The sequence below is a fragment of the Pseudomonas ceruminis genome, from assembly GCF_021602025.1.
Taxonomy (GTDB): Bacteria; Pseudomonadota; Gammaproteobacteria; order Pseudomonadales; family Pseudomonadaceae; genus Aquipseudomonas; species Aquipseudomonas ceruminis.
In genome coordinates, this window is the sequence record NZ_BQHW01000001.1 from 337,433 (window position 1) to 357,501 (window position 20,069).

The 20,069-nt window shown below is 63.6% G+C and carries 21 protein-coding genes; 16 read left to right on the forward strand and 5 right to left on the reverse strand.

What is annotated here, in order from left to right; genetic code table 11:
* Nucleotides 1-62 precede the first annotated feature (62 nt).
* The 5 genes from L6D80_RS01440 to fliK form a co-directional block, all read right to left on the reverse strand.
* Nucleotides 63-2,810 (reverse strand): dermonecrotic toxin domain-containing protein, encoded by a 2,748-nt coding sequence (locus L6D80_RS01440; protein ID WP_176514420.1) that lies wholly within the window; start codon nt 2,808-2,810, stop codon nt 63-65.
* 114 nt (nt 2,811-2,924) lie between these two features.
* Entirely contained in the window at nt 2,925-4,565 is a 1,641-nt protein-coding gene (locus tag L6D80_RS01445) for a glycosyltransferase (RefSeq protein WP_176514418.1), read from the reverse strand.
* Nucleotides 4,546-5,649 (reverse strand): dermonecrotic toxin domain-containing protein, encoded by a 1,104-nt coding sequence (locus L6D80_RS01450; protein ID WP_176514415.1) that lies wholly within the window; start codon nt 5,647-5,649, stop codon nt 4,546-4,548. The genes L6D80_RS01445 and L6D80_RS01450 overlap by 20 nt, the downstream gene beginning before the upstream one ends.
* 59 nt (nt 5,650-5,708) lie before the next feature.
* Entirely contained in the window at nt 5,709-6,053 is a 345-nt protein-coding gene (locus tag L6D80_RS01455; protein ID WP_054900031.1) for an EscU/YscU/HrcU family type III secretion system export apparatus switch protein, read from the reverse strand.
* A complete protein-coding gene (gene fliK / locus L6D80_RS01460; protein WP_176514413.1) occupies nt 6,050-7,606 on the reverse strand; it encodes a flagellar hook-length control protein FliK in 1,557 nt (518 codons plus the stop codon). Before fliK ends, L6D80_RS01455 begins: the two co-directional genes overlap by 4 nt.
* A gap of 129 nt (nt 7,607-7,735) precedes the next feature.
* On the opposite strand from fliK, the gene ccmA reads away from it, so the two are divergent.
* The 16 genes from ccmA (at nt 7,736) to L6D80_RS01540 (ending at nt 20,025) form a co-directional block, all read left to right on the forward strand.
* Complete coding sequence (gene ccmA, locus L6D80_RS01465) at nt 7,736-8,368, forward strand: cytochrome c biogenesis heme-transporting ATPase CcmA (protein ID WP_176514411.1); 633 nt, start codon at nt 7,736-7,738, stop codon at nt 8,366-8,368.
* A complete protein-coding gene (gene ccmB / locus L6D80_RS01470; protein WP_371263294.1) occupies nt 8,356-9,033 on the forward strand; it encodes a heme exporter protein CcmB in 678 nt (225 codons plus the stop codon). Before ccmA ends, ccmB begins: the two co-directional genes overlap by 13 nt.
* 46 nt (nt 9,034-9,079) lie before the next feature.
* A complete protein-coding gene (locus L6D80_RS01475) occupies nt 9,080-9,844 on the forward strand; it encodes a heme ABC transporter permease (protein WP_054900028.1) in 765 nt (254 codons plus the stop codon).
* Nucleotides 9,844-10,020 (forward strand): heme exporter protein CcmD, encoded by a 177-nt coding sequence (gene ccmD / locus L6D80_RS01480; RefSeq protein WP_054900027.1) that lies wholly within the window; start codon nt 9,844-9,846, stop codon nt 10,018-10,020. The genes L6D80_RS01475 and ccmD overlap by 1 nt, the downstream gene beginning before the upstream one ends.
* The gene (ccmE, locus tag L6D80_RS01485; RefSeq protein ID WP_054900026.1) at nt 10,017-10,472 is read left to right on the forward strand and encodes a cytochrome c maturation protein CcmE; all 456 of its coding nucleotides are present in this window, start codon (nt 10,017-10,019) and stop codon (nt 10,470-10,472) included. The genes ccmD and ccmE overlap by 4 nt, the downstream gene beginning before the upstream one ends.
* Nucleotides 10,473-10,483: 11 nt before the next feature.
* Nucleotides 10,484-12,457 carry a heme lyase CcmF/NrfE family subunit gene (locus L6D80_RS01490; protein WP_176514477.1) on the forward strand — a complete coding sequence of 658 codons (1,974 nt, stop codon included), beginning with the start codon at nt 10,484-10,486 and terminating at the stop codon, nt 12,455-12,457.
* Entirely contained in the window at nt 12,454-12,990 is a 537-nt protein-coding gene (locus L6D80_RS01495; RefSeq protein ID WP_054900024.1) for a DsbE family thiol:disulfide interchange protein, read from the forward strand. Before L6D80_RS01490 ends, L6D80_RS01495 begins: the two co-directional genes overlap by 4 nt.
* Nucleotides 12,987-13,463, forward strand: a complete 477-nt coding sequence (locus tag L6D80_RS01500; RefSeq protein WP_176514409.1) for a cytochrome c-type biogenesis protein — start codon at nt 12,987-12,989, stop codon at nt 13,461-13,463. Before L6D80_RS01495 ends, L6D80_RS01500 begins: the two co-directional genes overlap by 4 nt.
* On the forward strand, nt 13,456-14,646 hold the full coding sequence (ccmI, locus tag L6D80_RS01505) for a c-type cytochrome biogenesis protein CcmI (RefSeq protein ID WP_176514407.1): 1,191 nt from the start codon (nt 13,456-13,458) through the stop codon (nt 14,644-14,646). Before L6D80_RS01500 ends, ccmI begins: the two co-directional genes overlap by 8 nt.
* A 12-nt stretch (nt 14,647-14,658) precedes the next feature.
* Nucleotides 14,659-15,078, forward strand: a complete 420-nt coding sequence (locus L6D80_RS01510; protein WP_054900021.1) for a hypothetical protein — start codon at nt 14,659-14,661, stop codon at nt 15,076-15,078.
* Between the two features lie 136 nt (nt 15,079-15,214).
* Nucleotides 15,215-16,153, forward strand: a complete 939-nt coding sequence (locus L6D80_RS01515) for a 2-hydroxyacid dehydrogenase (RefSeq protein WP_176514405.1) — start codon at nt 15,215-15,217, stop codon at nt 16,151-16,153.
* A 50-nt stretch (nt 16,154-16,203) separates the two neighbouring features.
* Nucleotides 16,204-16,992, forward strand: coding sequence for a PhzF family phenazine biosynthesis protein (locus L6D80_RS01520; RefSeq protein WP_054900019.1), 789 nt, complete (start codon nt 16,204-16,206; stop codon nt 16,990-16,992).
* Between the two features lie 78 nt (nt 16,993-17,070).
* Nucleotides 17,071-17,478 carry a GFA family protein gene (locus tag L6D80_RS01525; RefSeq protein WP_176514402.1) on the forward strand — a complete coding sequence of 136 codons (408 nt, stop codon included), beginning with the start codon at nt 17,071-17,073 and terminating at the stop codon, nt 17,476-17,478.
* A gap of 73 nt (nt 17,479-17,551) precedes the next feature.
* Entirely contained in the window at nt 17,552-17,890 is a 339-nt protein-coding gene (locus L6D80_RS01530; RefSeq protein WP_054900017.1) for an FKBP-type peptidyl-prolyl cis-trans isomerase, read from the forward strand.
* Nucleotides 17,891-18,126: 236 nt separating this feature from the next.
* Nucleotides 18,127-18,789: a histidine phosphatase family protein gene (locus tag L6D80_RS01535; RefSeq protein WP_176514401.1), complete on the forward strand. Its 663-nt coding sequence runs from the start codon at nt 18,127-18,129 to the stop codon at nt 18,787-18,789.
* Between the two features lie 45 nt (nt 18,790-18,834).
* Nucleotides 18,835-20,025: a D-amino acid dehydrogenase gene (locus L6D80_RS01540; protein ID WP_176514399.1), complete on the forward strand. Its 1,191-nt coding sequence runs from the start codon at nt 18,835-18,837 to the stop codon at nt 20,023-20,025.
* The last annotated feature ends 44 nt before the right edge of the window (nt 20,026-20,069 follow it).

The following is a 20,069-nucleotide window of genomic DNA, read 5'->3' on the forward strand; positions in this document are numbered from 1 at the left end:
CTGAGCGTTGGGCGCGGTGGCGCTATTTAAGTATGCGCGTGTCGCAGGTTCGCCCAGCCGCCTCAGGTGAACCGCCAACTGTGAACATGGCCGATCTCGGCGACATCACCCAGGGGGGTGAAGGTATCCAAGTGCTCAACGAAGCTTTCGACATTGATGAGCAGCCTTCTGTCGCGCACCGGCGAGATCCACAGGTTGCAGGTTTCGCGAAGTTGGGCGAGCCAGGGCAGGCGCTGGGTGATGACGGCGTTCAGCACCCCTGGCCCGGTCAGTTGGTTGAGCCGGCGTTTGTACTCATGAAACGAGGCTGGCTCATGCAAGGGGTCGGGGCGATAGTCATAGAACGTTGGGTCCGCCTCGAAGCGCCTGGCGATTTCATCGGATATCGCATCCAGGGTGGGGTTGCCGGCATGGCTGCCAATGAAGCTGGTGTTGTATTGCATGTACATGCCCAGCTCATCATTGGACACCGGTGAAGCCAGCAGCAGGCCGTCCGGGGTGGTCTGCAGCACTGCGCGCGTGAGCGCCGGTGTCGAGGGGCCGGGCACTGCGGGTTCGAGCAAGCGGTCATCGGCGTCCATGTAGAAGCCGCCATGGTGCTTGAGCAAGCGGTAGCGCAGGATGTCCGAGGCAGAGCTGAAGTTGGTCGCCACGCCGCCATTACCGTCTATTGCCGCCTGGTATTGGGCGTAGTAGGGGCTGGCCTTGAAGTCTTGGAAAAAGGGCTGCTTCTCAAGTGGCGATACCCTCAGCCCGGGGGCATGGGCATTGAGCAGCGCCAGGTTGGCTTCATAGCGCTCGGGTAGCTGGCTTGACAGGAACAGTTCGTAGTGGAAGTCGCTGCCTTGGAGCACGCGGGCATTGTGCGCCAAGGCCGCCAGATAGGGGGGGTCGATGGCACGTGTGCCCACCCAGACGCTGCTGATGCGCCTGGGCAACGGTGCAGGTTGTAGGGAGGCATAGCACGCATCATCCAGTGGCAACTGCAACTCGATGCCAAGCTGTCTGAGTGTGGCAGTACGCTGGGCGGCGGTCACGTCCCGTTGCGGTGGGTCCAGCGGCACCAGGCATTCTCCATCGCTGGAAGGGCGGTAGCGAGTGGGTGCGTCGAGGTGCAGGTCACTGACCTTGATGAAGCTGTCTGTTTGCAGTTCGTAGCAAACCGAATCGAAGTAGCGCTGTTCGCCCTGGCCAAAGAGTGCCGAAAACCGCGGCTGCAGATCGGCGTCCACCCAGCGTGCGACTGGGAGCGGTACAGCGCTGGGAGGCGGGCTGACGAATTCTACGGGGCGAAACGCTGCCTCTGCACAAGAAAGCTCGGCCTGCGGTTGCAGCGGGGCATCGCTGGCAAAGCGCGGCAGCCGCTGCACCGGGATGAAGCCCGGCCTGCGATAGCTGAAGAGCTTCGGCAGCCGATGCACAGCGGCCGGTACCAGCGGTAACGCATTGAGCAAGCCGTAGGCCTGGCTTTGCACACCCGCGACTTTTTCGTCGAGGGACTTGCCATGCAGGACGCTGTCCAACCCCAGGGCGAACTGCAGCACACCGCCGATGGCGAAGACCGGCGCCAGTTCCGGTAGCATCAGCGCGACCGGCGCGAGCAGGGTCAGGGCGGCTTGCAGGTAGCTGGTCAAGCGGGCCTTGGTGACGTCAGCGTTGCGGGTGATGAGGCTATCGGCGTCTGCGTAAGCGCGTGCCTGCTGACGGTAAGCCAGCGCCAGGAACAGGTCCCCGGCGATCTGCGGGCTGTAACGCTCGGTGCGGTAATTGATGACCGAGTCAGGCTCCCACACGCCACTGGTGGCGAAGCCGACGTGGCTGGGGGCGAATCGATGGGGGTGCGGATACAGGCCCAGGCCTGCGAGGGCCGTTTCAAGGCCACTGAAGTCCAGGCCGTCTGGCCAATCCGCAGGGCTGAAGCAGTGCTTGAGCGCCTCGCGTCTGTCCGGGTCGCGACATTGGCGGGCAAACCAGTGTTTCATCTCAGAGGCATCAGCGAACTCGTGCAGTGGCGAGCTGTTGCCAGGTATGTAAAGCAGCGTCAGGCCCGTGCCGATGTCCTGCAGGCAGAGCAGCGAGGTGGCGCTGTAGCCATAGACATTCAGTACTGCAACCTGGCTGTTGGACCGCTCGCCAGCGTTGCAGGTCGGCATCAGGCCGGCCACCTGCCAGGCCAGTATCCTGCCCCGTTCGGACAGGCTGCCTTCGCTTACCTGATGGTTCACAGCTGCGATGAAGGTGATTTTCAGTGCTTGCTGGTAGTGCGCCAGGTGCCGTTTCCAGTAGAGGTCGAGCGAGGCTTTGTAGGCGTGATTGAAGTCTTGTGCCCAGATGAAGGCCTGCAGGTCTTCAGCGCGCAGGGGCAAACGGGTACTGGCGTCATAGCGGGCAGGGGCGGTGCGCCGATACAAACCGTTGAAAATCAGGTAGCCAGTGCTGTTGTATTCGATACCGGCAGGTTGTAGGCGCTCGACCAGCGTAAGGGCACCCTGCGGCGCAATGCCGGCCCAGTCCCCGGCATGAAAGCCAAGGTAGCCCTGTGCAGGCTCTCCCTGCCAATTGTTCAGCAAGGCTTCGACCAGCGTGTAGTTTTGCGTCAGCACAGCGTGCGCGGTGAGGGCTGGTTGCCCGGCGGACAGTGGTACGTACTGATAATGGAAGGTGACGACATCGATCTCATCCACGCTCACGGGCACCGCGTACTTGGCCAGCCACTGTTTGAGCAACGTGCGGCCGAGTTGGTCGGGGCGGGGGAAACCGATCAGCGTTTCGCGCACGTTGTAGAGAGGATGTGAGGGAAGGTTATGCATTGAAATGATCCTGTGAGCAAGCGTGCTCACAGGGTCGCCGAGCGCACCGTTAGCGGGTGGTACATAGTTAGGAGAGGCCTCATGGCGCGCGGCGCGCTGTGGGGTTCAGCCGGTTCAGGTCAGTGTCCAGCTGTGCTCACGGCCAATGCGGGCAATGCGGTCGAGCGGGGCGTGTTCGCGCAACACGGCATGGAACCGGCCCAGATTCAGTGTTGCGTGAATGTCGTAGACCGGTGACACCAGCAGGTGACAGATCTCGCGCAGCTGTCTGAGCAGTGGCAGCCGTTCGTCGACGACGGCATTGAGCGCACCGGGGCCGCTGATCAGGTTAAGGCGCCGGGCATAGCCCTGAAACGGCAATGGCGCTTGGCGAGGGTCTGGCCGGCTGTCGTAGAAGTCCGGTGCCAAGCTGTAGCGACGCAGGATTTCGTCGGACACCGCGTCCAGCGTTGGGTTGGCAGGGTGGCTGCCGATCATGCTGTTATTGAACTTGATGTACATGCCCAACTGGTCGTTTGACACCGGCGGCGAGAACAGCAGGCCGTCATGCGTGGTCGTGAGAGCCACGTTGGCCAAAGGGGGGCTGAGCTCGCCCTTGCTCGCGGCCAGCAGCCGATCATCTGCATCCAGGTAAAGCCCGCCATAGTGGTTCAGCAGCCGGTAGCGCAAGATATCGCACGCGGAAGAAAAGTTGCGGCCGCTTCCGCCATTGCCTTCGATGGCAGCGAGGTATTGCCGGTAATACGGTGAGCGGCTGAACGCTTGAAAGAAGCCCTGAGTTTCCAGGGGCAGCAGTTGCGCGCCCTCGGCCCGCGTGCGCAATACCTGCACATTGCGCTGGAAAACCTGCGGTCCCTGTTGTGACAGCAGGATCTGGTAGCGATAACCACTGCTGCGGGCGATACGCACGTTGTGCACCAGGGCTTCGAGAAATTCACCGTGCAGCAGGGCGTCGCCCAGCCAGACGCTACTGATGATTTTGGGGATCGGTGTGCGTTGCAGTTGTGCATAAGGCGCATAGTCGACGGGCAGGTCAAGGTCTATACCCAACGCCTGGAGGGTAGTACTGCGCTGGCTGTGCGTGGCGATATGCCGCTGTCTTAGCGGGGTCAGGGCGGTGTCCTCGGCATTGGCGAGCCGCCAGCGCAAGGGGGCAATCAAGTTGCTATCACGTGAGCGGATGAAGCTGTCACTGGCAAACTCATAGTGGACCCATTCGCCGACCACACCTTCACGGGTCTGTAACCAGGCCATAAAGCGGTGCTCGAGATTTTCATCGATACGCGCCACCACCGCTGCGAGGGAGTTGTTGGATACGATCGCCTGCTCACGGAACGCCAGTTCCACCGAATCGATCGCTTCGGCGATGGGCGCAGCGCCAACCGGCGTGCCTAGCAGTTGCGCAAGACGCACCGGGGCGAAGAACCCTGGCCGAGTACAACGAAATACCGAGCCATACTTGGCCACGCCCTGCCCGGCTGCGGGCAACGCGTTGAACAAACCAAATGCCAGCTCGGTAACCCCTGCGTCCCGGCTTTGCAGGTCCCTCCCGTTGATGGCCTGATCCAGGCCCAGGCCGAACTGGGCTAGGCCACCGACCACCAACAACGGGGCCAGCTCGGGCAAGAGGATTGCCAAAGGCGCAAGCAGGGCGGTTGCCAGGTTGAGGTAGTTGCCCCAGCGGGCCTTGTCGATGTCATGGTTGCTGGTGATCTGACTGTCTGCATCGGCATAGCTACGTTGCTTGCGCTGCAAGGTCAGGTATTCGAACAGATCGCTGATGATCGGGGGGGGAGTAGGTGCCGGGGCGATAATCGATGATCTGTTGCGGCTCCCACAAGCCGCTGGTGGCAAAGCCGGGGTGCTGGGGGCTGAAACGATGCGCTTTGGGGTACAGGCTCAGGCCCAGCAAGGCTGTAATCAAGCCGCTGTATTCCAGGCCGTCGGGCCAGTCGGCACGAGCGAAATGGGCAAGCAGCGCACTGCGTTTTTCTGCAGCCTGGCATTGTTGCGCCAACCAGTGCTTCATGGCCTGTGCATCGGCGAATGCATGAAAGGGCGAAGCATTGCCTGGAATGTACAGCACCACCTCGCTGCCGTTGCCTTGCCTGATGTACAGGATGTCGGTCGAGGTGTAGCCGTATATGTTCAGCATCGAGACACTGAGGTCGCCGTAGGGCAACAACCCTGCAGCTCGCCAGATCAGCCGGCGTTGGGCCTCTGACAGGCTGCCCTGTAAGACCTGCCGGTTGCATGCGGCAATGAAGGCAATGTGAATCGCCCGTTGGTAGTCGTCTTGGTGGTGAGCCCAGTAGCGGTCGAGTTGCTGTTTGAAAAGGGTATGAAAATTCAACTTCCAGAGGGTGGCCTGAAAATCCTCTGCCCGTATCGGCAAGCGCGTATCCGGCGCGTATCGGGGAGGCTCGCTGCGTGTGTACAAGCCATTGAACACCTGGTAAGGCGAAGCATTGGATAACGGGTCCAGGGGCTCCAGCCGTTCTACGATGGTCAATGGGGCTTGCGGCGGCGAGCCTGCCCAGTCGCCATAGTGGAACCCTCCATAGCCAGCGGCGGGTTCGCCCTGCCAGTTGGTCAACAATGCTTCGACCAGGTTCATCTTCTGGGTGATGACCGCTTTTGTGTGGGTCTGGCCACGGCCTTCACCCGCCGGTTCGCTTCGGTAGTGGAAGGTGGTCACGTCGATCAGCAGCGGCGAATACGCCGCGCCTTGCGCGGTGAGCCAGTCGGACAGTGTCTGCTGGGCCAGCAGGTCGGGGCGGGGGAAATATTTCAAGGCCCGGCGAACCAGGGCCAGGCTGTGGTACGGAATAGGACGCATCAGGTCACCCTGCTAACGAAGAAGGGCGACAGGGTGGAGGGCTTGTGCGGCAAACGGCGTCAGGTAACGCTACCACCGCAGGGCAGGCGCAGCAGCGTGGGGCTGACGTCACGGGGCTGCGCGGTGTCGTCGGTGAAACCTGCAGGGACGCGACCGCGCAATTGCCAGGCGAAGGCAATGATCTCGGCGATGGTCAGGTACAACGCTTCGGGGATCTGCTCGTCCAGCTCCAGGCGAGCCAGCAGGCGCACCAGCTCGGCATTTTCGTAGATCGGCACCTCATGCTCACGGGCCAGCGCCAGGATGGCCTCAGCCAGTTCATCCTCGCCCTTGGCCGTGAGGGTGGGGGCTTGCTGGCCATCGTAACTCAAGGCGATGGCTTGGCGCGGTTGTTTGCTGCTCATGCGGTTTCGTCCACCCAGCGTTGTTCCACACGTGTGCGCGGCCCTTGTGGTGGAATGCCGGGGTGGCAGTGGAGGTCACCGACGTCCAGCCCCCGGGCCAGCAAGCGCTCACGCAGTGCGCCGAGCTGGCTGTCGATCAGCTGCGCGGTTTGTTCCCGTTCAGCCCACAATTGGCCGGACAAGCGGCCCTGGCTCAGTTGCGCCTGGACCTGCAGGGGGCCGAGCGGCGCCAGGTCGAAGGCCAGGTCAATACGCCACACCGCCTGCAGCGGGTCCTGTTGTTCACGTTCACGGTCGGCCTGTTGCTGCTGTGTTTCTTCGCGCTGCAGCTTGACCTGCAGCGGGATGAACTCCAGGCCATGGCGTACCGGGACTTCTGTTTGCCAGGTGGTCTGCAGGTTGCCGTTTTCAAGCGTACCGGATTGTTGCAGGCTGCTCAGGGCGTGGCTTTGCAGGCGCGAGATGGCGGCCGCAGCAAGGCGCAGCAGCTGTTGCAGGTCACCTTCGTGTTCCATGGCCTGCAGCAACCGAGAGGGCAGCGGGAACCCGCCTGGCGGTTGCCTCGGGCTGGCCCGTTCGAGCATGCCCAACGCACTGCGCGCCATGGCGGGCAAGGCCTGGACCAGGGTGGTCGAAGCGCTGGCGGGGCTTGCCGGGGCATACGCCGAAGCCTGGGCGACCAGCCTGATCAACTGCGCTTTGAGGTCGGTTACCACGGGTGCGCCCCCACCGCCGAGCAGTTTGGCTTCAAGAAATGCACCGCTGTTGTTCAGCGCCTGCGCAAGCGTTTTGCTGTCACCCAGTTGACGGGCGTCCGGCAGGCTGGCCAGCAGGCGCTCGGCGCTGGTGCGCAGCTCGCCGTTGCTGGTCGGGTCGCCGGCCATTTGCTGCAAGGCGTTGAGCAGGCCGGGCAGGGAAGCCTGACGGCCCTGCTGGGTAAGCAACTGCTGGGCGATGTTCAATTGCTCCTGTCGGCCGCTGAGCGGCACGAAGCGCAGCGACTGGTCGCCTTGTACCAGCGCGCTGAGCAGGCTGCCGACTGGCAACGGGCGCGGGCTGTCGATGGCCAGGATAGCGCCGGCCTGGGCACTGTTGAGCAAGCTCACGAGGGCGCGGAAGCTGGTGGCGGCGCCTGGGGGCTGGGCCAGCGCCTGGTTGGTCAGCACCTTGCCTTGCAACAGGGTGCCGACCGGCACCTTGCGCGTGTCCAATTGTGTGAGAACGGTGACGTTGCTGGCATTGGCCTGTTGCACGAGTACCGCAAGGCGGTTGCTTTCTGGCTGGCTGACGGTGATCTGGCTGCCTTGGGGGATGGGCTGGCTGGTAGTGACCTGGAGCTGATTCTGGTTGCCGTTGGCCTGGATCAGTTTGAGCACCAACTGAAACTCGCTACCGGCCTGGCGCAGCGTCAACACTTCGGCCTGGGCCGTCTCGCCAGGCTTGAGCAGCCCAGGTTGCGCCTGGCTCAGGTTCAGCAGTTCACCGGTCATCGCCGCCTTGATCGCCTGGGGGTTGATCGCGCTTTGTGCACCGAGACTATTGATTTCAGTCATGATTGTATACAACCTGTCGAGCCCGCCCTCTTGGCTTAGGGGCCGTGCGTGTAATAATGCCGGCCGTCCGCCACTGCCACTGTAACGGCAGCGAGGGGGGCGACTTGAGACACTGCATAAGGCGAAACCGTGACCTTTCACCTCCAAGCCGTGGGCCTGGCCTGCGAGCGCGACTGGCGCCTGTTGTTCGAAGACCTGGATTTCGAACTGCGGCCCGGTGACATGCTGCAGATCAGCGGCCCCAACGGCAGTGGCAAGACTAGCCTGTTGCGCTTGTTGGCCGGGCTGATGCAACCCACTGCCGGGCAGATCCTGCTGGGCGGCCAACCCTTGGCCGAACAGCGCCATGCCCTGGCGAGCCTTCTGTTGTGGATAGGCCATGCTGCTGGCATCAAGGACTTGCTCAGCGCTGAGGAAAACCTCGCCTGGCTGTGCGCGTTGCACCAGCCTGCCACAAGCGAAGCGATCTGGGCCGCGCTGGCGGCGGTTGGCCTGCGCGGTTTCGAGGATGTTCCCTGCCATACCCTGTCTGCCGGGCAGCAGCGCCGTGTGGCGTTGGCCCGGCTGCACCTGGACAGCCCGCCGTTGTGGATCCTCGATGAACCCTTCACCGCGCTGGACAAGCAAGGGGTGGCGCAGCTTGAGGCGCACCTGGCGGGCCATTGCGAGCGCGGCGGCACGGTGGTGCTGACCACCCATCACACGCTTGACCGCAAACCCTCCGGCTACCGCGAACTGAACCTGGGGCAATGGGCGGCATGAGCGTATTCCTTCTGTTATTGCGCCGCGAAGCGCGGCTGTTGTTCCGCCGCCCGGCGGAGCTGGCCAACCCTTTGGTGTTCTTTGCCATCGTCGTGGCCCTGTTCCCGTTGGCGGTAGGCCCACAGAGCCAATTGTTGCAAACCTTGTCGCCCGGGCTGGTCTGGGTCGCGGCATTGCTGGCGGTGCTGCTGTCGCTTGACGGCCTGTTCCGCAGCGATTTCGAGGACGGTTCACTGGAGCAGTGGGTGCTGTCGCCGCACCCGCTGGCCCTGCTGGTGCTGGCCAAGGTGTTGGCGCACTGGATCTTTTCCGGCCTGGCACTGGTATTGTTGGCGCCACTGCTGGCGCTGATGCTGGGTTTGCCGAGCCATTGCCTGCCGGTGCTGCTCGGCTCACTGCTGCTGGGCACGCCAGTGTTGAGCCTGCTCGGCGCGGTAGGCGCCGCGCTGACGGTCGGTCTCAAGCGCGGTGGTTTGCTGCTGGCGTTGCTGATTCTGCCGTTGTATATCCCTGTATTGATCCTGGGCAGTGGTGCGTTGCAGGCGGCGTTGCAGAATATGCCCGCCACCGGGCACCTGCTGTGGCTGGCGAGCCTGACGGCCCTTGCGGTGACACTGGCACCCTTTGCAATAGCGGCCGGGCTGAAGATCAGCGTCGGCGAATAACGAGTCCCGGGCTTTCAAGCCCGGCTAATACCCTGGATGTACCCTGATGAAAATGAGCTGGACGTGGTTCCACAAACTGGGTTCCCCCAAATGGTTCTATGCCATCAGCGGCCGCATGCTGCCGTGGCTGACCGTTTCCGCCATTCTGCTGCTGGCCACCGGCGTCATCTGGGGCCTGGCGTTTGCCCCTCAGGATTACCAGCAAGGCAACAGTTTCCGCATCATCTACATTCACGTACCGGCGGCCATGCTGGCCCAGTCCTGCTATGTGCTGCTGGCGGTGGCCGGGGTGGTGGGGCTGGTGTGGAAGATGAAACTGGCCGACGTCGCCCTGCAGTGCGCGGCCCCCATCGGCGCCTGGATGACCGCTGTCGCGCTGGTCACCGGGGCCATCTGGGGCAAGCCGACCTGGGGCAGCTGGTGGGTCTGGGATGCGCGCCTGACGTCGATGCTCATCCTGCTGTTCCTGTATTTCGGCATCATCGCCCTGGGCCAGGCCATCACCAACCGGGACAGCGCAGCCAAGGCCTGTGCGGTATTGGCGATTGTCGGGGTGATCAACATCCCGATCATCAAGTACTCGGTGCAGTGGTGGAATACCCTGCACCAAGGCGCCACCTTCACCCTGACCGAGAAGCCCGCCATGCCGGCCGAGATGTGGCTGCCGCTGCTGTGCACAGCACTGGGTTTTTATTGCTTCTTCGGCGCGGTGCTGTTGCTGCGCATGCGCCTTGAAGTGCTCAAGCGCGAAGCGCGCGCCAGCTGGGTCAAGGACGAGGTGATCAACAGCCTGGGCCGGAGGGCCGCGTGATGGTTTTTTCTTCATTCGGTGACTTTCTCGCCATGGGCCATCATGCCCTGTATGTCTGGTCGGCCTATGGCATCTGCCTGGCGGTGCTGGCGCTCAATGTCGCAGTGCCCTTGCTGGCCCGCCGTCGCTACCTGCAAGAAGAGGCGCGCCGTCTGCGCCGGGAGAACAAGCAGTGAATCCGCAGCGCAAGAAACGCCTGTTCCTGATCCTCGGCCTGCTGGCAGGGGTGGCGGTTGCCGTCGGCTTTGCCCTCAGCGCCCTGCAGCAGAACATCAACCTGTTCTATACCCCCACCCAGATCGCCAATGGCGAGGCCCCCCTGGACACCCGCATTCGTGCCGGCGGCATGGTCGAAAAGGGCTCGGTGCAGCGTTCGGCCGATTCGCTGGACGTGCGCTTTGTGGTCACCGATTTCAGCAAGTCGGTGCCGATCACCTACCGTGGCATTCTTCCCGACCTGTTCCGCGAAGGGCAGGGCATCGTCGCCCTGGGCAAGCTCAATGCCGAAGGTGTGGTGGTGGCCGATGAAGTGTTGGCCAAGCACGATGAAAAATACATGCCGCCGGAAGTCACCAAGGCCCTGAAAGAAAGCGGCCAGGCAGCCACTGGCACGGGGGCCAAGCCATGAACGCGGCGTTGGTGATCCCCGAACTTGGCCAGTTGGCGATGATCCTGGCCATTTGCTTCGCTGCCGTGCAGGCCACGGTGCCGCTGCTCGGCGCCTGGCGCGGCGACAGCCTGTGGATGAGCCTGGCGCGCCCAGCGGCGTGGGGGCAGTTTGCCTTCCTCGCCTTTGCCTTTGCCTGCCTTACCCATGCCTTCATGACCGACAACTTTTCGGTCGCCTACGTGGCCAGCAACTCCAACAGCGCCTTGCCCTGGTACTACAAGTTCAGTGCCGTATGGGGCGCGCACGAGGGGTCGTTGCTGCTCTGGGCGCTGATCCTCGGTGGCTGGACCTTTGCCGTGTCGGTGTTCTCGCGCCAGCTGCCGCAAGTGATGCTGGCGCGGGTGCTGGCGGTAATGGGCATGATCAGCGTCGGCTTCCTGAGCTTTCTGATCATCACGTCCAACCCGTTCCAGCGCCTGTTGCCACAAGTGCCAACCGATGGCCGCGACCTCAACCCGCTGTTGCAGGACATCGGCCTGATCGTTCACCCACCAATGCTGTACATGGGTTATGTAGGCTTCTCGGTGGCCTTTGCCTTTGCCATTGCCGCGTTGCTGGGCGGGCGCCTGGATGCAGCCTGGGCACGCTGGTCGCGGCCTTGGACCATCGTCGCCTGGGCGTTTCTGGGGGTGGGCATCACCTTGGGCTCCTGGTGGGCCTACTACGAGCTGGGCTGGGGTGGCTGGTGGTTCTGGGACCCGGTGGAAAACGCCTCGTTCATGCCCTGGCTGGTGGGCACGGCGTTGATCCATTCACTGGCGGTGACCGAGAAACGCGGGGTGTTCAAGAGTTGGACCGTGCTGCTGGCAATTGCCGCCTTCTCCCTGAGCCTGCTGGGTACTTTCCTGGTTCGCTCGGGTGTGCTCACGTCGGTGCATGCGTTTGCCGCCGACCCGTCGCGCGGCGTGTTCATCCTGATCTTCCTGCTGTTCGTGGTCGGCGGCTCGCTGACCTTGTTCGCCCTGCGCGCTCCGGTGGTCAAGAGCCAGGTGGGCTTTGCCCTGTGGTCACGCGAGACGCTGCTGCTGGCCAACAACCTGGTGCTGGTGGTGGCGGCGTCGATGATTCTGCTCGGCACCCTCTATCCACTGGTACTCGACGCCCTCACCGGGGCCAAGCTGTCGGTGGGCCCACCCTACTTCGATGCACTGTTCCTGCCGCTCATGGCGCTGTTGATGGTGGTGCTCGGGGTGGGTGTGGTGGTGCGCTGGAAGGACACTCCCGGCAAGTGGCTGGTCAGCATGATGACGCCGGTATTGATTGGCAGCGCTGTGCTGGCGCCGATCGCCGGTTTCATCGTCGACGATTTCGACTGGCCGACCCTGAGCGCCTTCGCCCTGGCCGCCTGGGTAGTGCTCGGCGGGCTGCGGGACATTGTCGACAAAACCCGCCACAAGGGCCTGGCCAAAGGCGTGCGCGGGCTGCCCCGCAGCTACTGGGGCATGCAGTTGGCGCACCTGGGCCTGGCGGTGTGTGCCCTGGGCGTCGTGCTGTCGAGCAACAACAGCGCCGAGCGCGACTTGCGCATGGCGCCGGGCGAGAGTGTGGAACTTGGCGGTTATCACTTCCTGTTCCAGGGGGCCAAGCACTTCGAAGGGCCTAACTTCATCTCCGACAAGGGCACCATCGTGGTCAGCCGCGACGGCCGTGAAGTGAGCACCTTGCACCCTGAAAAACGCCTGTACACCGTGCAGCAGTCGATGATGACCGAGGCCGGCATCGACGCCGGTTTTACCCGTGACCTGTATGTCGCCCTGGGCGAGCCGCTGGAAAACGGTGCCTGGGCGGTGCGTGTGCACATCAAGCCTTACGTTCGCTGGATCTGGCTGGGCGGTCTGCTGACCGGCCTGGGCGGTTTGCTGGCGGCCTTCGACCGGCGTTACCGCGTCAAGGTCAAGACCCGGGTGCGTGATGCCTTGGGCGTGTCTGGAGCAGTTGCATGAAGCGTTGGATCATGGTGGTGCCATTGGCGGTGTTCCTGCTGGTGGCCGTCTTTCTCTACAAAGGGCTGTTCCTCAAGCCTGACGAGCTGCCATCGGCGATGATCGGCAAGCCGTTCCCAGCGTTTGCGCTGGCCGCTACCCAGGGTGGTCGTGACCTTACCCAGGCTGACCTGCTGGGCCGCCCGGCGTTGGTCAACGTATGGGCCACCTGGTGTCCGTCGTGCAAGGTCGAGCACCCGTACCTGAATCAGCTGGCCGAGCAAGGTGTGGTGATTCACGGCATCAACTACAAGGACGACAATGCCGCAGCCGTGAAGTGGTTGGCTGAGTTCCATAACCCGTATCAGTTGGACATCCGCGACGAGCAGGGTAGCCTGGGCCTGGACCTGGGCGTGTACGGCGCGCCGGAAACCTTCCTGATCGACGCCAAGGGCATCATCCGCTACAAACACGTGGGCATCGTCGATGCCAGCGTGTGGCGTGAGCAGTTGGCGCCGCTGTACCAGGGCCTGGTTGATGAGGCCAAGCCATGAAGCGCTGGCTGGCAGCCGTTGTGCTAGGCCTGAGCCTTGCCGGCATGGCCAGGGCGGCCATCGATACCTACCAGTTTCGCGACCAGGCCGAGCGCGAGCGTTATCAGCAACTGACCAAGGAACTGCGCTGCCCCAAGTGCCAGAACCAGGACATTGCGGACTCCAACGCACCGATCGCCGCTGACCTTCGCCGGGAGATTTTCCGCATGCTCGGCGAGGGCAAGAGCAACCAGCAGATCGTCGACTTCATGGTCGATCGCTATGGTGACTTCGTGCGCTACAAACCCGCGCTGAGCGGGCGCACCTGGCTGTTGTGGTTTGGCCCGGGCATCTTGCTGGCCGGTGGCTTCGTGGTACTGGCCGTGATCGTGCGTCGCCGCCGCGCTCCAGTCGCCTCAGGCGCGCAACAGTTGTCCGCCGAAGAACGCGAGCGTCTCGCCAAACTGCTGGAAAAAGAACAGACCCATGACTGAATTCTGGCTTAGTGCGGGCCTTTTGCTGCTCGCCGCCCTCAGCTTTTTGCTGATTCCGATCCTGCGTGGCCGCCGCCTTCAGCAGGAAGAAGACCGCACCGCCCTGAACGTGGCGCTGTACCAGGAGCGTGTCGCTGAACTGGCCGCTCAGCAGGCCGCCGGTGTGCTCGACGACGATCAACTGGCCAGGGGCCGCGATGAGGCAGCGCGTGAACTGCTGGCCGATACCGAAGGCAGCGAACCCCCGCGCCAAGGGCACCTGGGTAAGACCCTGCCCTTGCTGGCGGCAGTGCTGGTGCCGCTCATGGCGCTAGGGCTGTACCTGCATTTTGGGGCCGCCGACAAGGTCGAGCTGACCCAGGAATTCGCGGCTGCGCCCACGTCGATGGAAGAAATGACCACGCGCCTGGAACGTGCCGTCCAGGCGCAGCCGGACTCTGCCGAGGGCCTGTATTTCCTCGGCCGCGCTTACATGGCCGAACAGCGCCCTGCCGATGCGGCGCGTGCCTACGAGCGGGCGGTGGCCTTGGCCGGTCGCCAGCCGGAGCTGCTTGGGCAGTGGGCGCAGGCGCTGTACTTCGCTGCCGACAAGCAATGGAGCGCGCAGGTGCAGGCGCTGACCGACGAGGCGCTCACAGCCGACCCGAATGAAGTCACCAGCCTGGGCCTGCGCGGTATTGCCGCCTTCGAAGGGGAGCGTTACCAGGAAGCGATCGACTACTGGAAGCGCCTGCTGGCGCAACTGCCCCAGGGCGATGCTTCGCGGGCGGCACTGCAAGGTGGCATCGACCGTGCAGCGGAACGCCTTGGCAACACCGGCGGCACCCTTGCCGCGCCCGTCGCTGCGCGCCTGAACGTGCGGGTGGAACTTGCGCCTGCGCTCAAGGACAAGGTCAGGCCGGACGACGCGGTGTTCATTTTCGCCCGCGCCAGCAACGGCCCGCCAATGCCTGTGGCGGCCAAGCGAGTGACGGTGGCGCAGTTGCCGCTCGAGGTCGAGCTGTCCGATGCCGATGCGATGATGCCGCAGATGAAACTGTCGGACTTCCCCGAAGTCCAACTGGTGGCACGCGTGTCTCGGGCGGGCCAGCCCACCCACGGTGAATGGATTGGCCAAGGCGCGCCGCTGGCCACGAGCACGCAGACTACCCAGCACCTGACCATCGACAGCCCAGACTTGTAAGAGAACACTGCCATGCACAGCACTGTCCGCCTGACCCTGATCACCCTGGCCCTGGGTTTGTCCGCGTGTACGGTGCATGAGCCGTACGAGCAGCCGTCGCCGCCGATCGAAACCGTGCCGCCACGCCAGGGGCCAGTGGTCAAGCCATTGCCCGGCGAGCAGCCTGCAACCCAACCGGGCAAGCCGGCGGCCATTCCCAAACCAATGCCGCGTACCTCTGCCAGTTTCGCGCCGCCACCGGGCGGGGCCAGTCATTGGGACCCGAAGCTCGGTGTTTACGTGCTGGAGAAAAAACCCAACACCTTCTACCGTCAGCGCACCTATTACCGCTATGACAATGGCTGGAGCTGGTCGCTGAGCCCGGACGGGCCTTGGCAGGAGACCGACAGCAGCGGTGTGCCGGGCGGATTGGGCCGAGCATTCGCACAGTAGGGCGGTGGGGCATTGCTCGCGTCCTCGCGGCGCGGGCGTTTTCGTACCAATACAGTACAGTTGAGCTTCGTTTTACCGATTGACTGTACTGGCCACTGACTCCGCATAATGCCCCTCTGAATTTCAAGGAGGTGGCATGAGCAAGACTGTCCTGGTACTGGTAGAAACCGTCGACGATTACCTGCCGTTACTCGAGCAGGCCGGTTACCAGCTCATCCGCGCACCGTCACCGCAGATGCGCGCCAGCGCCATCCAGCGCCATGCCAGCCAAATCGATGCCGTGCTCACCCGCGGCCCCTTGGGGCTGACCGCCACTGAAATCGCTGCCTTGCCCAACTTGCAGATCATTTGCGTGATCGGTGCCGGTTATGAGCAGGTCGACTTGGCTGCTGCTGCAGCCCGTAGCATTACCGTCACCAATGGAGCCGGCGCCAACGCCGCCGCAGTCGCCGACCATACCCTGGCCCTGTTGCTGGCACTGCTGCGCGACATCCCGCGTGCCGACGCCAGCACCCGCCGTGGGGAATGGAACCGGGTCATCAGCCCCTCGGTCAGTGGTAAACGCCTGGGGATCCTTGGCCTGGGCGCAGTGGGGCAGGCCATCGCCAAGCGGGCCCATCTGGGCTTTGACATGAGCATCAGCTACCACAGCCGCACGCCACGTCAGGACGTGCCCTACACCTGGTACGACAGCCCGCTGCACCTGGCCGATGCCGTCGACATCCTGGTCGTGGCGACCCCTGGTGGCCCCCACACCCATCATCTGGTCGATGCGCAGGTGCTCGACGCGCTGGGTGCCGAGGGCTATCTGGTGAATATCGCCCGCGCCAGCGTGGTGGATACCCAAGCATTGATCGCTGCGCTGCAGGGTGGCCAGCTTGCCGGTGCAGCGCTGGATGTATTCGATGACGAACCGGCTGTGCCCGCTGCGCTCAAGGCGCTGGGCAACACGGTGCTCACTCCGCATGTGGCCGGCCAGTCGCCCGAGGCTGCGCGCGACACGGTCACCTTGGTCCTGCGCAATCTGCAGGCGTTCTTTGCCGGTGAAGCGGTACTCACGCCGGTGCACCCGTAACGTCGCTTTCGATTCCGCCCGGCCTTGGCCGGGCCTCAAGGAGTGTTTGCATGCAACTCGAGATTTTCCAGGTCGATGCCTTCTGCGCTGAGCCGTTCGGTGGCAACCCGGCGGCGGTGATCCCACTCGAAAGCTGGCTGCCGGATGACGTGCTGCAGCGTATTGCCGAAGAGAACAACCTGTCCGAGACCGCCTTCTTCGTGCGCAATGGCGAAGGCTTCGATTTGCGCTGGTTCACGCCTGCGGTCGAGGTCGACTTGTGCGGCCACGCTACCCTGGCCGCGGCCTATGTACTGTTCGAGCACCTGGGCGAACAGGCCCAGGTGCTGCGCTTTGCTACCCGCAGCGGCGAATTGCGTGTCAGCCGTAGCGGCGACGGCCTGTTGGCCATGGACTTCCCGGCCAAGCAGCCGGTCGCGGTGGACACGCCGGCCGGTTTGCTGAAGGCGCTGGGCCTGGGCGGGGCGACGGCTGTTTATCGCTCCGACGATTACGTGGTGGTGATCGATGATGCTGCGCTGCTCGACCCGCTTGAGCCTGACTTCGTCGCTCTGTCGGCCTTTGCGGTCCGTGGTATCGCCGTGACTGCGCCAGGGCGCGGTTTTGACTTCGTTACCCGCTGGTTCGGCCCGCGCGTCGGGGTCAACGAAGACCCGGTCACAGGGTCTGCCCACACGTCGCTGGCGCCGTTGTGGGCGCAGCGCTTGGGCAAAAGCGTCCTGAGCTGCGAGCAGGGCGGTGCGCGCAAAGGGCAGTTGTACTGTGAAGTACCGGGCAACGGCCGGGTGATCATCAGTGGGCGGGCGGTGTTGTACCTGCGTGGCAGCGTGTTCATCTGACCGCCCCCGCAGGGGGCTCCGGCACTCGTCGCAGGGCGACCTATACTTGCCCACCCATTCCTTGCCAGGAGCCCCACCATGAGCCTTGAAAAGCACGGCAGTTGCCTTTGCGGCGATACCACGCTGCACGTCACCGTCGACAACACCCACATCAGCGCCTGCCATTGCAGCATGTGCCGCAAATGGACCGGTGGTCCGCTGCTGGTGGTGCACTGCAGCCAGCCGCCGCGGGTCGAGGGCCGCGCGCCCAGTGTCTACGACTCCTCCGACTGGGCCCAGCGCGGCTTTTGCGGGCGCTGTGGTACGCACCTGTATTACCGGCTCAAAGCCAATGACGGCTATGCCGTTCCGGTGGGGCTGCTCGACGGCGACGAGGCCTGGGATTTCGACTTGCAGATTTTCGTGGAACAGCGGCCTGCCTGGTATTGCTTTGCCAACCAGACCAAGGAGCTGACGGGGCAAGAAGCGTTCGACCAGTTCGGTTGAAGCAGGCCCGCTTGCCAAACCGCGGTATTCCTGAGAAAAGGGCGCCCTTGAAATTCATCGTTGGAGCATGCCCATGAGCAGCGAACTGCAGATCATCGACCTCGTCGAAGGCGACGGCAAAGCCGCCGTCAAAGGCGCCCTGATCACCACTCAGTACACCGGCTGGCTGGCCGATGGCAGCGAGTTCGACTCGTCCTGGTCGCGTGGCAAGCCGTTCCAGTGCGTGATTGGCACCGGCCGCGTGATCAAGGGGTGGGACCAAGGCCTGATGGGCATGCGCGTAGGGGGCAAGCGCAAGCTGCAGGTGCCGGCGCACCTGGGCTATGGCGAACGCAGTGTGGGGGCTATCCCACCGAATGCGGACCTGACCTTTGAAATTGAGCTGCTGGAAGTGCTGACGCGGGATGATTGAGCCAGCCATGGCCCAGTCCTTGTTTGAGCAAGCAATAAATCGGCAACGCGCAGGCCTTACTGTAACCCCTGCACAGGGACCGGCATTCACCGTCAGGGAGGAACCAAACGGGTTGAGGGCACTCTGAGGCCTACTCGTCGCCAGGGATGGCGCACACTACAAGGATGCGCTGCGGCTTCGGCCGCCGGGCGATGTGGCGGGTCAACCCGATAGTTTTGCCACAAGAGCCTGCCTACATGAAGTTGCCATCGTTCTTTCGACGCCGTCGCCCCCTGCTGCTGAGCCTGGCCCTTGTCGCTGCGGCTGTGCCACTGGCCCTGGCGGTGGTCGAAAGCCGGGCCCAACCGGTCGACGGTACCCAGACCCTGGTCTTTCTGCGCCATGCCGAGAAGCCGGGAGAGGGGCTGGGGCAGTTGAACTGCCAAGGCCTCAACCGTGCACTGGACCTCGCTACACTGCTGCCGGAACGCTTCGGCAAGGCCGATTATGTCTTCGCTGCCAACCCTTCGCGCCATGTCGAGGAAGGCAGTGACGACCAGCGCTACAGCTACATCCGCCCACTGATGACCATCACCCCCAGCGCCATTCGCCTGGGCCTGCCGGTAAACATCGACTTTGGCGCCGACGACACTGATGAACTCGCCGAAGAGCTGCTGAGCGACAAGTACCGCAATGCGACTGTCTATACCGCCTGGTCCCATGGCTATCTGCCCGAGCTGATCAACGCGGTGGCCGACAAAGCCCTGGGTGATGAGCGTGTGATCACCGAAGAATGGAACGCTGACGATTTCGACACGTTGTACGTGCTGACCCTTACGTGGCACGACGGCAAGGCCAGCCTGCTGAGCCGTAACCTGCGCCAGGGCCTGAACGGCGGTGAGCATAGCTGCCCGACCTGATCGGCTGCTACTGTCTTGGCATGGACGCTGAAACAGGGGTAACGGATGAAGCACAAGGTGACGGTGATCGGCGGCGGGGTGATTGGCCTGGCAACCGCCTATGCGCTGGTGCGCGAGGGCCAGTCGGTTGAACTGATCGAGGCGCGCGACAGCCTGGCTTCAGCTACCAGCTTTGCCAACGGCGGGCAGTTGTCTTACCGCTACGTGGCGCCGTTGGCCGATGCCGGCGTGCCTTGGCAGGCGCTGGGCTGGCTGCTGCAAGGTGATTCGCCGCTGCGCCTGCGTTTGCGCTTGGACCCGGCGCAATGGCGCTGGTTGATGGCATTCATGGGGGCGTGCCGGCGCAGTGTCAATCGACGCAACGGTGCGCAACTGCTGGAGCTGGCGCTGCACAGTCAGGCGACCTTGGCGCATTGGCGTGAAAACGATGGCCTGACGGATTTCGCCTGGAGGCGTAACGGCAAACTGGTTGCCTTTCGCAGCGAACGGGCATTTGCCCGCGGGCGTGAACACGTTGACACGGCCAACCAACAGGTGCTTGACGGCACCGACCTGAGAGCCTTGGAGCCGACGTTGGCCGAGGTACCGTTCATTGGCGGTGTGCTGACGCCGGACGAGGAGGTTGCCGACTGTCACCGTTTTTGTGAACGCCTCGCCGAGCGCCTGCGCGCCTGCGGGCAGTGCAGGTTCCTGCTTGGCAGGCCAGTGACGCGATTGCTCGCACACGCCGACCAGGTCGTTGCGCTGCAGGTGGGCGAGGCGCGGGTTGATGTGCAGCGGCTGGTGCTGTGTGCAGGCCACCGCAGCGCGGGGTTGGGGTTACCGGGCATGCACCTGCCGGTGTATCCGCTGAAGGGTTACAGCCTGACTGCGCCGATTGCGCCAAAGCACCGTGCGCCTGAGGTGAGCATTACCGATTACGAGCGCAAGATCGTCTATGCACGCCTGGACAGCCAACTGCGGGTCGCGGCGATGGTGGATATCGTCGGTTTCGACGAATCGGTGGATGCGCGTCGGCTTCAAAGCATGCGCCGGCTGGCGCTTGAGACGTTGCCGAATGCGGCGGATTACGGGCAGGCCGTGGAGTGGGCGGGGATGCGGCCGGCGACGCCTACCGGGGTGCCGATCATTGGGGCTACAGCTTATCGAAACCTGTGGGTGAACCTGGGCCATGGGGCATTGGGGTTCACCCTGGCGTGTGGCAGTGCAGAGCGGTTGGCCAGGATGATGGGTTGACCGCGCCGGCCCCACAGGTAAACCACAAGCCGTCTGCGCGCTGA

What these genes read in the sequence shown, in the direction of transcription:
- L6D80_RS01440 (WP_176514420.1), bottom strand. Translation starts at nt 2,810, where the DNA reads ATGCATAACCTTCCCTCACATCCTCTCTACAACGTGCGCGAAACGCTG.
- L6D80_RS01450 (WP_176514415.1), bottom strand. Translation starts at nt 5,649, where the DNA reads ATGCGTCCTATTCCGTACCACAGCCTGGCCCTGGTTCGCCGGGCCTTG.
- L6D80_RS01455 (WP_054900031.1), bottom strand. Translation starts at nt 6,053, where the DNA reads ATGAGCAGCAAACAACCGCGCCAAGCCATCGCCTTGAGTTACGATGGC.
- fliK (WP_176514413.1), bottom strand. Translation starts at nt 7,606, where the DNA reads ATGACTGAAATCAATAGTCTCGGTGCACAAAGCGCGATCAACCCCCAG.
- ccmB (WP_371263294.1), top strand. Translation starts at nt 8,356, where the DNA reads ATGGGCGGCATGAGCGTATTCCTTCTGTTATTGCGCCGCGAAGCGCGG.
- L6D80_RS01475 (WP_054900028.1), top strand. Translation starts at nt 9,080, where the DNA reads ATGAAAATGAGCTGGACGTGGTTCCACAAACTGGGTTCCCCCAAATGG.
- ccmD (WP_054900027.1), top strand. Translation starts at nt 9,844, where the DNA reads ATGGTTTTTTCTTCATTCGGTGACTTTCTCGCCATGGGCCATCATGCC.
- L6D80_RS01495 (WP_054900024.1), top strand. Translation starts at nt 12,454, where the DNA reads ATGAAGCGTTGGATCATGGTGGTGCCATTGGCGGTGTTCCTGCTGGTG.
- L6D80_RS01500 (WP_176514409.1), top strand. Translation starts at nt 12,987, where the DNA reads ATGAAGCGCTGGCTGGCAGCCGTTGTGCTAGGCCTGAGCCTTGCCGGC.
- ccmI (WP_176514407.1), top strand. Translation starts at nt 13,456, where the DNA reads ATGACTGAATTCTGGCTTAGTGCGGGCCTTTTGCTGCTCGCCGCCCTC.
- L6D80_RS01510 (WP_054900021.1), top strand. Translation starts at nt 14,659, where the DNA reads ATGCACAGCACTGTCCGCCTGACCCTGATCACCCTGGCCCTGGGTTTG.
- L6D80_RS01515 (WP_176514405.1), top strand. Translation starts at nt 15,215, where the DNA reads ATGAGCAAGACTGTCCTGGTACTGGTAGAAACCGTCGACGATTACCTG.
- L6D80_RS01520 (WP_054900019.1), top strand. Translation starts at nt 16,204, where the DNA reads ATGCAACTCGAGATTTTCCAGGTCGATGCCTTCTGCGCTGAGCCGTTC.
- L6D80_RS01525 (WP_176514402.1), top strand. Translation starts at nt 17,071, where the DNA reads ATGAGCCTTGAAAAGCACGGCAGTTGCCTTTGCGGCGATACCACGCTG.
- L6D80_RS01530 (WP_054900017.1), top strand. Translation starts at nt 17,552, where the DNA reads ATGAGCAGCGAACTGCAGATCATCGACCTCGTCGAAGGCGACGGCAAA.
- L6D80_RS01535 (WP_176514401.1), top strand. Translation starts at nt 18,127, where the DNA reads ATGAAGTTGCCATCGTTCTTTCGACGCCGTCGCCCCCTGCTGCTGAGC.
- L6D80_RS01540 (WP_176514399.1), top strand. Translation starts at nt 18,835, where the DNA reads ATGAAGCACAAGGTGACGGTGATCGGCGGCGGGGTGATTGGCCTGGCA.